This window comes from Azospirillum sp. B506 (assembly GCF_000333595.1).
In the GTDB taxonomy this organism is placed as follows: Bacteria; Pseudomonadota; Alphaproteobacteria; order Azospirillales; family Azospirillaceae; genus Azospirillum.
Genome location: NZ_BADK01001138.1, coordinates 1 through 12,531 on the forward strand (window position 1 = coordinate 1; position 12,531 = coordinate 12,531).

Sequence of the window (12,531 nt, forward strand, 5' to 3'; positions counted from 1 at the left end):
CTTTTCCATTTCGAGGCCCGGTTGGACCGGCCGGCTACCGCTTCCACCAGCCGCGGCGCGGCTTGGCGTTGGCTTCTTCAGCGGCCGGAGCCGGTTGGCTGGCAGGCTCCGGCGCCGTCGGCGCGGGCTCCACGGCCGGAGCGGCCACCGCTGCAGCCTCGGCCGGCGCTTCGGCGGCGGCCTTGCGCTTGCGCGACGCCTTCTTGGCCGGGGCGGGATCGACCGCAACCTGGGCAGCGACCTCGACCGGCGCTTCGACTGCGGCCGCGGCCTTGCGCTTGCGGCCCTTGGCCGGCGCCTCGGCAACCACTGCAGCGGCCACCGGAGCGGCCTCGGCCGGAGCTTCGGCAGCGGCCTTGCGCTTTCGGGACGCCTTCTTCGCCGGGGCTGTCTCGATAACGGCCACGGGGGCGGCTTCCACCGGTGCTTCGACCGGGGCCGCGGCCTTGCGCTTGCGACTCCTGGCCGGCGCCTCGGCAACCACCGGAGCGGCCTCGGCCGGCGCCTCGGCAGCGGCCTTGCGCTTGCGCGATGCCTTCTTGGCCGGGGCCGGAGCGGTCATCGGCGGCTCGGTCGCGACCACCGGAACCGGGGCTTCCTCGACCGCCGGAGCCGTATCGCCGGCCAGGATCCAGTCGAGGTCGGTCGCCTCGACCGGAGCCGGAACGGGTTGCGCCGGAGCTGCTTGGACCAGGGTGTCGGTAGACGGCTCGGCAACGATGTCCTCGCTACCCTCCAGCCCTTCCGCACCGTCACGACGCGACCGGCGACGGCCGCCGCGCTTGCCGCGGCGACGCTTCTTGCGGCCTTCACCGTTGCGGTCGCCGGCATCGGCGCCGGTCTCGTCCTCGCCCTCATCCTCGTCCGCTTCGTCACCTTCGGCGTCGGCGCTGTCGGCTTCGCTGGCGGCCGCGGGTTCGGAGACGGCGGCACCGGGGATCGCCTCGGCGGCAACCGGCAGAGCGGTCTCGCCGGCGTCCTGGTCGGCCTCGTCCGCCTCGGTCTCGCCCTCGGCGCCCTCGCCCTCGCCCTCGCCCTCGGTCCGGCCTTCCTCGCGGTCACGGCCACGGCCGCGGCGGCGACGGCGACGGCGGCGGCGATCCTCGCCATTGCCCTCGCCGTTGGCCTCGGCACGCTCGCCGACCTCCTCGGCCGGGGCGGCTTCGGTCTCGACCTCCGGCTCTTCCACCGGCTCGACCGGCTCGGCGGCGAGTGCACGGTCGGTCTCGGCCATCACGCGGTCGGCGCTGACCAGCGGACCGTCCTCATCGGGCAGGCGCGCCTTGTTGCGCTCCAGACGGTGGTCCGGCGCGATCAGCGTGTCGTCGGCCTGGACCATGACGCTGAAAGCGTGACGCTCCTCGATCTTGGCCAGCTCACCGCGCTTCTGGTTGAGGATGTAGAGCGCGATGGAGGTCGGAACGTAGATGGTGATCTCGGCCGACCGCTTGCGGATGCCCTCTTCCTCGATGGCGCGCAGGACGTGCAGCGAGGCGGATTCGACAGACCGGACGACGCCGGTGCCCGAGCAGTGCGGGCAGCGCTCGAAGTTGGTCTCCAGCAGCGACGGGCGCAGACGCTGGCGCGACAGCTCCAGCAGGCCGAAGGCGGAGATGCGGCCGAGCTGGATGCGCGCCCGGTCGTTCTTCATCGCCTCCTTCATGCGGCGCTCGACGGCGGCGTTGTTCCGCGGCTCCTCCATGTCGATGAAGTCGATGACGATCAGGCCGGCCAGATCGCGCAGACGCAGCTGGCGCGCCACCTCGTCGGCGGCCTCCAGGTTGGTCTTGTAGGCGGTTTCCTCGATGTTGCGCTCGCGGGTCGACTTGCCGGAGTTGACGTCGATGGAGACCAGCGCCTCGGTCGGGTTGATGACGATGTAGCCGCCGGAGCGCAGCTGCACCACCGGGCTGTGGATGGCGTCGATCTGCGTTTCCACCTGATAGCGGTGGAACAGCGGGATCTGGCTGTCGCGGTACAGCTGGACGCGCTGGGAATGGCCCGGCATCAGCATGTCCATGAACTCGCGCGCCGTGCGGAAGCCGGCCTCGCCCTCGACCCAGATCTCGTCGATGTCGTTGGCGTAGAGATCGCGGATCGACCGCTTGATCAGGTTCGCCTCTTCATAGATGAGGCAGGGCGCCGACGACTTCAGCGTCTGTTCGCGGATGTCGTCCCACAGGCGCAGGAGATATTCCAGGTCGCGCTTGATCTCGGGCTTGGACCGCTCCAGCCCGGCGGTGCGCAGGATCACCGCCATGCCGTCGGGAATGTCCAGGTCGGACAGGATTTCCTTCAGGCGCTTCGCGTCGGCCGGGTTGGTGATCTTGCGGGAATCCCGCCCCCACGGCCCGTGGTGGGCATCAGGAAGCAGTACCGGCCGGGCAGCGACAGTTAGGTTGTCAGCGCCGCACCCTTGTGGCCGCGCTCTTCCTTCGTCACCTGCACAGCATGACCTGCCGGCGCTTCACCACTTCTTGGATCTTTAGGAGCGCAGCGGGCGCGAGCGGCGGCGCTGGGTCTCCGCCTCCTCATCCTCGTCGCCACCGAGCGTGTCGGGGGCTTCGGCATCCTGGGCAGCATCCTGGGCGGCGGATCGGGCGGCGCCCTCGGTCTGGGCGGCCTGCTCGTCGCCGGCCTCGGCGTCTTCGCCGTTCTCGTCGCCGTCTTCCTCATCCGACGCCTCGGGCGCGATGGGGGAGGGCATCGGCGACCATTCCTCGACCACCTGCTCGGGGCGGATCGGCTCGGCCATCACGGCGCCGTCGGCGGCGGCCTCGGCCCGGGCCTCCGCCTGCTCCTCCAACCGGCGTTCCTCGGCCAGCAGGGCCTCGCGGTCGGCCATCGGGATGCGGTAATAGTCGGGATGGATTTCGGAGAAGGCCAGGAAGCCGTGGCGGTTCCCGCCATATTCCACGAAGGCCGCCTGGAGCGAAGGCTCGACCCGCGTCACCTTCGCCAGGTAGATGTTGCCCTTCAGCTGCTTGCGGCTGGCGATCTCGAAGTCGAGTTCTTCCAGCCGGTTGCCATTGACCACGGCGACCCGGGTTTCTTCCGGGTGCGTGGCGTCCACCAGCATGCGCTTGGCCATATACGATCCTCAACGGCGCGACCCAGGGAACCCGCGCGACCGGTCGGGCCGCCTGGACGCAGCGTCTGTTGTGGGCGAAGCATACGGCACGACGGACCGGAACCGCCGAACGGCGCTGACGAGAGCAGCCAGGACGGCCCGGTCGACACGCGCCGGGCTGCCGCCTTGCGGCCACAGCCAGCTTCGAGGTTTCGTCCTCTCACCGCCAACCCGAACGCGCCACCCCGCGACGTCCCTCCGGCGCGAATGGCCGGACAGGCGGTGTCGAGGGCGACGCCGCAGCCTCTTGGTCGGCCCCGTGACCGGCGATCGGCTGACCTTTGGATGAATGTCCGGGGATCAGCGAATCGGCGCTCACCTTGGGAGTCCGACCCTGGTCTGGCGAATTGCGGTCTGTCGCAAAGATACCATAGACAAGCGATCCCTCTTGCACAACGCGGAAATGCGGCGATTCGGTGAACAAGTCGATCGCGGGGATGCGGGGGCGCGTCCTTCCACCGGGACGGCCTGTCCGGGCAACGGTCCGGCCACGCTCACGCTCACTGTTGCAGGAACGGCACCCCCGGAGGGAATTGACTCGGGGCCTGACGATCCGCGTTGAGAGCGTTGAATTGGCTGGGCTATAGCTGGTCGTCCCGCGTCTGATCCAGCCGCCCTTTTCCGCCGCACTCCCTCTGCCGCCGAGGAGATTTGATGCCACGGCCGCCCAGCCTGCCGTCTGCCGCCGCACCCGACCGCCTGCCGCGCTCCGTCCTGTCGCCGCGCGGAGCGGCTGCCCGTGTCCTTGCGGTGGTCCTGCTGGCGCTGGTGCTGCTGGGCGTCGGCGTGGCCGGGATGGTGGCCGGGACGGCTGCGGCGCAGACCACGGCGGCCCTGCCGCCGCCGCCGCCGCGCACGGCGGTGGTCGACGCCCGGTTGGGCATCCATCCCGACAAGACCCGTTTCGTGCTGGAGCTGAGCGACCCGGTGTCCTTCACCGTCTCGGTTGCCGCCGATCCCTACCGCGTCATCGTCGATCTGCCCGACCTGATCTGGCCCGGCGGCTCGCTGCCGGTGGAGGGCAAGGGGGTGGTCGCGCGCTACCACCACGCCGGTGGGCCGCGCGGCACGCGGCTGACCTTCGAGACGGTCGGCCCGGCCCGGCTGCGTGAGGGCTACATGATCCCGCCGCGCGACGGCCACCAGCAGCGCCTCGTCCTCGACCTGGAAAAGACGACCCCGGCGGAGTTCCGGCAGCTTGCCGCCGGGAAGGACACGAAGGAGGTCGGCGGCAAAGGTCAGCTGACGATGTCGTCCATCGTCTCCTCGGCGATGGCGGTTCCGGCGCCTGTTCCCGCGCCGCAGCCTTCGCCGTCGGCTGCGTCCGAGACAAATGCCACGGTGGCGGCCCCGCCGCCCTTCGCCCCGCTGCCGCCGATCCCGCCGGCCCAGCTGATCCCGGCCGCTCTGCCCGCCGCACCGCCGCCGCCGGAGAACAAGCCGCCGATGGTGGCGGAAAAGCCGCTGATCGTGCTCGACCCCGGGCATGGCGGCCAGGATCCGGGTGCCATCGGCGTCGGTGGCATCTATGAGAAGGACATCACGCTCGCCACCGCCAAGGAGGTGAAGCGCCAGCTGGAGGCGACCGGCCGCTACCGGGTCAAGCTGACCCGCGACAGCGACGTGTTCATCCGCCTGCGCGACCGCGTCGCCATCGGGCGCGAGGCGGGGGCCGACCTGTTCATCTCGCTGCATGCCGACAGCATCAGCAGCAGCGACATGCGCGGCCTGTCGATCTACACCCTGTCCGACAAGGCCTCCGACCGCGAGGCGGAGATGCTGGCGGCCAAGGAGAACCGGGCAGACGCGCTGGTCGGGCTCGACCTGTCGGGCGAGAACCAGCTGGTCGCCAACATTCTGATCGATCTGGCGCAGCGCGACACGATGAACCATTCCAAGCGCTTTGCGACGCTGGCCCTGCAGTCGCTGGGGCGCGACGTGCCGCTGATCGCCAACCGGCCGCACCGTCAGGCCGGTTTCGCCGTGCTGACCGCGCCCGACGTGCCGTCGGCGCTGATCGAGATGGGCTATCTGTCGAACCGGCAGGATGTCGGGCTGCTGACCTCCGGCGCGCACCGCGAGCGGCTGGGCAAGGGCCTGGCCCGCACCATCGACGGCTATTTCCGCTGGCTGCACGGATCGCAGCGCAGCTGAGGCGCGGCATTGAAGGCGGGGCGTGGTTTACCCCGTCTGCGCCGGCGATTTCTTGCACACGCCCTCTGCGCGTCACATTTCCCTGACATGACGGGAACGGGGGCGGCACTTCGCCGCGCGGCGGTGTAGGATGCGCCGCCCTGTCAGGCATGACTGCGGTCCGGACCCGGAAGGGGCGGGCTTCAGCCGTGCCCTTTGTCGTTTCTTGCGGGATCGGTCATGCGCCTACTTCTGTCCTTGCTGATGGCCTTCGTGATGCTGGTTCTTGCCGGCGCCGGAGGGCTGGTCTTCCTGTTCGAGCATTACGACCACGACCTGCCCGACTACACCAAGCTGGCCAACTACGAGCCGCCGGTGACGACGCGCATCTATGCCGGCGACGGCCGCCTGATGGCGGAATTCGCGTCGGAACGGCGCATCTTCGTGCCGATCGACGCCATGCCGCGCATGGTCATGAACGCCTTCATGGCGGCCGAGGACAAGAACTTCTACGGCCACCAGGGTGTCGACCCCATCGGCATCCTGCGCGCGATCCTGACCAACATCGAGAATTTCGGCCGCGAGCGCCGGCCGGTGGGCGCCAGCACGATCACGCAGCAGGTCGCCAAGAACATGCTGCTGACCAACGAGGTGTCCTTCGCCCGCAAGATCAAGGAAGCGATCCTGGCGGTCCGCATCGAGCGGGCCTTCACCAAGGACCGCATCATCGAGCTGTATCTGAACGAAATTTTCCTGGGCAACCGGTCCTACGGCGTGGCGGCGGCGGCGCTGAACTACTTCAACAAGGCGCTGGACGAGCTGAGCATCGAGGAGGTCGCCTTCCTGGCGGCACTGCCGAAGGCGCCGTCCAACTACAACCCCGACCGCCAGCATGACGCCGCCGTCGCCCGCCGCAACTGGGTGATCGGCCGCATGGCCGAAGACGGCTACATCACCCCGGACGAGGCGAAGGCCGCCCAGGGGCGGCCGCTGGTCACCCGCAAGCGCGACGAGCAGGAGGTGGTGACCTCCGAATATTTCTCCGAGGAGATCCGGCGCGAGCTGGTGAAGCTCTATGGCGAGCAGGCGCTGTATGAGGGCGGGCTGTCGGTGCGCGCCTCGATGGACCCGGTGCTGCAGGCAACCGCCACCAAGGCGCTGCGCGACGGGCTGATCGCCTATGACCGCCGCCATGGCTGGCGTGGTCCGGTCGGCAAGATGGAGAATTTCGACAACTGGTCGAAGAAACTGGCTGCCATGCCGCCGCCCGCCGGGTCCGAGGGCTGGAAGCTGGCGGTGGTGCTGAAGGACGATCAGGCCGACGGGCTGGACATCGGTCTGGCTGATGGCAGCCGCGGCCGCATCCCGCTGTCCGAACTGCGCTGGGCCCGCGCCTCCAAGGACGGCGATGTCGCCGGCCCGGCGATCCGCAAGCCGTCCGACGTCGCCAAGCTGGGCGACATCCTGCTGGTCGAGGCGGTCAGCGGCCCTCCGGCCAAGGATGACGACGAGAAGCCGGCGAAGAAGACCGACAAGTCGGCCGCCAAGGAGCTGCCGCCGGGCAGCTATGGCCTGCGCCAGATCCCGCAGGTGCAGGGCGGACTCGTTGCGCTCGATCCGCACACCGGCCGCGTGCTGGCGATGGTCGGCGGCTTCTCTCCGGCGATGAGCGTGTTCAACCGCGCCACCCAGGCGTTGCGCCAGCCCGGTTCGTCCTTCAAGCCCTTCGTCTATCTGACGGCACTGAACCAGGGCTTCACCCCGTCGTCGCTGGTGATGGACGCGCCCTTCTCCTACGATCCGGGTGGCGGGCAGCCGGTCTGGCGGCCTGAGAACTACAGCCATGAATTCTACGGTCCGACCCCGCTGCGCGTCGGTATCGAGAAGTCGCGTAACGTCATGACCGTCCGCCTCGCCCAGCAGATCGGCATGGACAAGGTCAAGGCGCTGGTCGAGAAGTTCGGCATCGTCGACAATCTCCAGCCTTACCTGCCGATGTCGCTGGGCGCCGGCGAAACCACTGTCCTGCGGCTCGCCACCGCCTACGCCATGCTCGACAATGGCGGCAAGCGGGTGGTGCCGACCTTCATCGACCGGGTGCAGGACCGCAACGGCAAGACCGTGTTCCGCCACGACAACCGCCCGTGCGAGGGCTGCACCAACGTCAGCTGGAAGGACGGCATGGCGGTTCCCGCCGTGCCCGACACCCGCGAGCAGGTGAACGACCCGCGCACCACCTACCAGATCGTCTCGATCCTGGAAGGCGTGGTCCAGCGCGGCACCGCGGCGGCGCTGAGGTCGCTGGGCAAGCCGCTGGCCGGCAAGACCGGCACCACCAACGACAGCCATGATGCCTGGTTCATGGGCTTCTCGCCCGATCTGGTGGTCGGCACCTACATCGGCTTCGACCAGCCGCGCTCGCTGGGCGGCCATGAGACCGGCGGGTCCGCCGCCGTGCCGGTGTTCAAGGAGGTCATGCAGGTGGCGCTGAAGGACAAGCCGGCGACGCCGTTCCGCGTGCCGCCCGGCCTGCGCCTCGTCCGCGTCAATCCGGCCAACGGCCAGCTTGCCCAGTTCGGCGACAACCGCGCCATCTGGGAGGCCTTCCTGCCGGGCACCGAGCCCAACCCCGACCAGCCGCAGGTGGTGCTGGACGGGTCCTCGCAGGCGTCCGGCGCCCTGACGGGCGACCCGAACGCCGCCGCCGGCTTCGGCACGCCGCAGCCCGGCATTCCCGCACCGCCGGCCGCGGCGACGCTGGGTACCGGCGGGCTGTACTGAGCCTGCGGAGCCGAACGAGAAAAGGGGCGCCGACTGCGGGCGCCCCTTTTTTCTATTCACCGGAAAAGCCGGTTCCTAAAGATCAGTGTGTCGGGTTTCCCGTCCCCGACAGCGACGCCAGGGCGTCGACCGGGCAGCTGCCGAGCGGGCGCAGGTCGGGTTCCAACGCCGTGAACATTGCTCGCACGCCGTCTTCGTTGACATGCAGGGCGTCCATGAACAGCTCGTCCTTGTCCACGGCGCGGCGGGCGTCGATCACGGTGATTCCGGCGGGCAGACGATCCTTGAGGTCGGCGAAGAAGGCGTCGAAATTCTTCAGCTTGCCGGCATAGGTCGGGAAATAGGGGGTGATGACCACCGCCACCCGGGTGCCCTGCGCCTGGGCGCTGCGGACGATGTGGTCCAGCGCCTGCCAGTTGGCGTCATCGGCGGTCATCGTCTCCTCGCGCGCGGCGGCAAGCTGGGCCTTCAGCGGCTCGGGAATGGCGCCCACCAGCGTGCGGTCACCGGCAGGTTTCAGCAACCCGGCGACCAGCCGCATGGTCTGGTTGTTGTTGAAGGTCATCAGGTTGAAGGCGTGGTTGGCCATCCACAGTTCCCGGTTCTCCTGCCGGACGAAGGCGTCGATCCGCGGCGAGTAGTGGGCCAGCAGCGGCAGGTCGGCCAGGTCATGGGGATTGTCGACCACGCCGGTCGGCTCCAGCACCAGCAGGCGCGGGGCGCCGTGCCGCTCGACGTAATCGTCCCACAGCAGGGCCGACAGGACGGTCGGCGCCCCGCCCATGCCGAGATTCAGCGCCCGGCCGCAGGTGATGTCCTGAAGCGCCGACACCGGGAAGTGGTTGTCCGCCCGCGAATTGCCGAGCACCAGCACGTCGGCGGGACCGCCGGCCGGCTTGGCGGCGGGGCCGATCGCCGGGCCTGCGGTCGGCCGCGGTTGCGTCGTCAAAGCCGCCTTGACCAGCAGGGCGTTCGGCTGCTCCTCCTGGCCAGCGGGCGGCTTGATGCCCGGCTTGGCGCCCGGTGCGGCTCCCGGATCGATGGCAGGCTGCGCCTCCGGCTCGAACGGGCGGTAGACCGTCATGAAGCGGTCGCTGGAACGCAGCAGCAGGTCGCCCAGCGCCGAAGCCAGAACCCGGTCCATCGCGGTGACGGTGGCGAGGATCAGCGCGATGCAAGCCAGAAGGCGGTACATGGGAAGGTCTCCGTCCGGTCAGAACTGGAAATAGATGAAGGCGTGGTTGGCGAAGCTGCCGAACAGCAGCATCACCAGGATAAGGGCCGAGCAGGCCATCGAGCGGGCCACGACATTGGTCCCGGCATAGCGGCGGCCGGCGCCGCGCTCGACCATCGCGTCGACCAGCAGCACGATCAGGCCGGTGACGGCGACGCGGATCAGCGAGCTGGCCTGCAGATTGCCCTGCTGAAGGCCGAAATCGCCGTGGGCGATGATGCCCAGGATGGTCCAGACCGTTTGCAGATTGTCGGCGCGGAAGGGCAGCCAGGTCAGCGTCACCACGATGAAGACAAGGCCGATCATCACCAGCCGTCCGGCGGCCAGAACCGGGCCGCTGAGCCGCACCGGGCTGAGCGATGCCAGCCGGCGCACGCCGTCCTCCACCAGCATCAGGCCGCCATGCATCGCCCCCCACAGGACGAAGGTCCAGTTGGCGCCGTGCCACAGGCCGGAGACCAGCATGGTGATGACGACGTTGCGGATGCGCAGCCAGCGCGTCCGGCTGCCGCCCATCGGCACATAGAGATAGTCGCGGAACCAGGTCGACAGCGAGATGTGCCAGCGCCGCCAGAAATCGCGCATGCCCGTGGCGAAGTAGGGCCGGGCGAAATTCTCGCACATGGTATAGCCGAAGATCTGCGCCAGCCCGATGGCGATCAGCGAATAGCCGGCGAAGTCGCCGTAGATCTGCAGAGAGAAACAGAACAGCCCGATCACATGCTGGAGCGCGTTGAAGAACTCCGGCTGGTGGAAGCGGGCGTCGACCACCACGGCGGCGTTGTCGGCCAGCCCGATCTTCAGGAAATAGCCCCAGATCACCTTCTCCAGCCCGGCGAAGCGCTCCTCGAACGAAATGTCGCGCGGGCGCTGCTGGATTTGCGGCAGCAGGTCGCGCGCCCGCACGATCGGGCCGGCCACCAGCTGCGGGAAGAAGGCGACGAAGGTGGCATAGCGCATCAGCGAGCGCTCCGGCTCCTTCACCTCACCGGTGTAGAGGTCGATGCCGTAGCTGAGATTCTGGAAGGTGTAGAAGGAGATGCCGACCGGCAGCAGGATGTCCAGCGTCCGCCGCCCGATCTCCACCCCCAGCGAGGCCAGCGCGATCTCGGCGCTGTCGGCAAAGAAGTTGTAGTATTTGAAAAAGAACAACATGCCCAGGTTGGCGCCCAGGCTGATGAACAAGTACATCTTCTTGGTATTGCGGCCGGACGAATCGGCGATCTTCAGCCCGCAATAGAAATCGATGAAGGTGCTGAGCGCCAGTAGCCCGCAGAACCGGTAATCCCAATAGCCGTAGAAGACGTAGCTGGCCACCAACAGGAAGGGCGTGAAGGCGCACGTGCGGGCCAGCGCCATGAAGCCGGCGCTGAACACGGTGATGAACAGCAGGAAATTCAGGCTGGTGAAGCTCATCGTGCCCCCGGCAGAGGTGATCGCGCGTCGGTCCGTTCGCGCAAGAAAGGCGAAGTGCGCCGCAGAAGATAAGCTCGATTTCGGGGAATCCCGGCCGCCGCGGTGGGGTTGTGCGCCCGGATATGGGACGTACTCTGAAATGAGCCGCCCCGATGATTCCAAACGGTTAGGACCGCCAAGCAGGGGCGCGGCCATACTCGAAAGGGGCAAGCCGTCCCGGCGCGGATCTTCCGCCCGGGACCGCCCCGATCATTAAGGGGGTGCAAGGCGGGGGGCGAGCGGCTACATATGCAGCCGACAAACCTTTCAACTCTGGCTGACGAGGAGGCACCGCCATGCGGGCCGAGATCGAAGCGGCCGCCGGCGAGATCAGAGAATCGCTGGCGCTGCTGAGGAGGCATCTTTGACTGGGACAATGCACTGCGGCGTCTCGACGAACTGAACAACCTCGCCGAGGATCCCAAGCTTTGGGACGATCCGGCGCGGGCCCAGACCATCATGCGCGAGCGCACCCAGCTCGACACCTCCGTCGCCGGCTACCGGGCGCTGGAGCGTGACCTGTCCGACAGCCTGGAGCTGATCGAGATGGGCGAGGCGGAAGGGGATGCCACCGTCGTCGCCGATGCGGAGGCTCAGCTCTACGGCCTGCGCGACCGCGCCAACAAGCTGCAGATCGAAAGCCTGCTGTCGGGCGAGGCCGATGCCAACGACTGCTTCGTCGAGGTGAATGCCGGCGCCGGCGGCACGGAGGCCCAGGACTGGGCGCTGATGCTGATGCGCATGTACACCCGCTGGGCGGAGCAGCACGGCTACAAGACCGAATGGCTCGACGAGACGCCGGGCGAAGAGGCCGGCATCAAGTCCGCGACCGTTCAAATCAAGGGCCACAACGCCTATGGCTGGCTGAAGACCGAGGCCGGCGTGCACCGTCTGGTGCGCATCAGCCCGTTCGACAGCCAGGCGCGGCGCCAGACCAGCTTCTCGGCCGTCTCGATTTCCCCGGTGATCGACGACAAGATCGACATCGAGATCAACGAGAAGGACTGCCGCATCGACACCTACCGGGCCTCGGGTGCCGGCGGCCAGCACATCAACAAGACCGACTCGGCGGTGCGCATCACGCACATCCCGACGAACATCGTGGTGAGCTGCCAGCAGGAACGGTCGCAGCACAAGAACCGCGCCAAGGCGTGGGACATGCTGCGCGCCCGCCTGTACGAGCGTGAGCTGAAGATCCGCGAGGACGCCGCCGCCGCGCTGGAAGCCACCAAGACCGACATCGGCTGGGGCCACCAGATCCGCTCCTATGTCCTGCATCCCTACCAGATGGTGAAGGATTTGCGGACGGAGGTGGAGACCTCGCAGAGCCAGGCGGTGCTGGACGGCGCGCTCGATCCCTTCCTGGAGGCGGCGCTCGCCTCCCGGATCAAGGGGCAGAGCGACGACGCGCACGCCGCCGGCGGCTGACGGGTCGGAACGGAGGGAAGGGCGGTCGCTTGCGGCCGCCCTTTTCGATTCGCTGTGCTTTTGGAATGGACCAGTTTGGAATGAAAGGGTGGGCTCGGCTGTTTCAACAGGCTGTCGCCCCAACGATTCGGAGAATCCGATCCATGAACAGACGTCTTCTCCCGGCCCTGAGTGGTGCCGTGCTGTGCGGCGCCATGCTGCTGGCGTCCCCCGCCTTCGCCGCCTGCGAGACCGACAATCTACCGGATGAGATGCGCCGCGCCTTCATCTCCGGTGCCCAGGAGGCGCTGAACGACCATGGCTTCAACGCCGGGTCGGTGGATGGCAAGAGGGGATCGCGCACCCGCACGGCGATCCGTCCTACCAGCGC

General features: G+C 68.3%; 8 protein-coding genes. 4 read left to right on the forward strand and 4 right to left on the reverse strand.

What is annotated here, in order from left to right:
* Nucleotides 1-34: 34 nt before the first annotated feature.
* A complete protein-coding gene (locus I71_RS34605; protein ID WP_280109941.1) occupies nt 35-2,374 on the reverse strand; it encodes a ribonuclease E/G in 2,340 nt (779 codons plus the stop codon).
* Nucleotides 2,375-2,485: 111 nt separating this feature from the next.
* Nucleotides 2,486-3,091, reverse strand: coding sequence for a S1 RNA-binding domain-containing protein (locus tag I71_RS40780; RefSeq protein WP_280109940.1), 606 nt, complete (start codon nt 3,089-3,091; stop codon nt 2,486-2,488).
* Between the two features lie 693 nt (nt 3,092-3,784).
* Between I71_RS40780 and I71_RS34610 the strand changes: the two genes are divergently transcribed.
* Together I71_RS34610 and I71_RS34615 are read left to right on the forward strand one after the other, a co-directional pair.
* On the forward strand, nt 3,785-5,284 hold the full coding sequence (locus I71_RS34610; protein ID WP_042704836.1) for an N-acetylmuramoyl-L-alanine amidase: 1,500 nt from the start codon (nt 3,785-3,787) through the stop codon (nt 5,282-5,284).
* Between the two features lie 219 nt (nt 5,285-5,503).
* Nucleotides 5,504-8,044: a penicillin-binding protein 1A gene (locus I71_RS34615; RefSeq protein ID WP_042704837.1), complete on the forward strand. Its 2,541-nt coding sequence runs from the start codon at nt 5,504-5,506 to the stop codon at nt 8,042-8,044.
* 82 nt (nt 8,045-8,126) lie between these two features.
* Here the strand turns inward: I71_RS34615 and I71_RS34620 are convergent, their stop codons facing one another.
* Nucleotides 8,127-9,239, reverse strand: a complete 1,113-nt coding sequence (locus I71_RS34620; protein WP_042704838.1) for a hypothetical protein — start codon at nt 9,237-9,239, stop codon at nt 8,127-8,129.
* Between the two features lie 18 nt (nt 9,240-9,257).
* Nucleotides 9,258-10,694: an MBOAT family protein gene (locus I71_RS34625; protein ID WP_042704839.1), complete on the reverse strand. Its 1,437-nt coding sequence runs from the start codon at nt 10,692-10,694 to the stop codon at nt 9,258-9,260.
* Between the two features lie 335 nt (nt 10,695-11,029).
* On the opposite strand from I71_RS34625, the gene prfB reads away from it, so the two are divergent.
* Nucleotides 11,030-12,161 (forward strand): peptide chain release factor 2 gene (gene prfB / locus I71_RS34630; RefSeq protein ID WP_148294448.1). Its coding sequence is split into 2 segments (ribosomal slippage): nt 11,030-11,098 and nt 11,100-12,161, totalling 1,131 coding nucleotides; the frame shifts between segments, so codons are not numbered across the junction.
* Between the two features lie 143 nt (nt 12,162-12,304).
* Nucleotides 12,305-12,531 (forward strand): peptidoglycan-binding protein (locus I71_RS34635; RefSeq protein ID WP_042704841.1); only part of this gene is annotated, 227 nt, incomplete at its 3' end.

Bases quoted from the DNA above. Each gene is read 5' to 3' on its own strand.
- I71_RS40780 (WP_280109940.1), bottom strand. From the start codon at position 3,091: ATGGCCAAGCGCATGCTGGTGGACGCCACGCACCCGGAAGAAACCCGG.
- I71_RS34610 (WP_042704836.1), top strand. From the start codon at position 3,785: ATGCCACGGCCGCCCAGCCTGCCGTCTGCCGCCGCACCCGACCGCCTG.
- I71_RS34615 (WP_042704837.1), top strand. From the start codon at position 5,504: ATGCGCCTACTTCTGTCCTTGCTGATGGCCTTCGTGATGCTGGTTCTT.
- I71_RS34620 (WP_042704838.1), bottom strand. From the start codon at position 9,239: ATGTACCGCCTTCTGGCTTGCATCGCGCTGATCCTCGCCACCGTCACC.
- I71_RS34625 (WP_042704839.1), bottom strand. From the start codon at position 10,694: ATGAGCTTCACCAGCCTGAATTTCCTGCTGTTCATCACCGTGTTCAGC.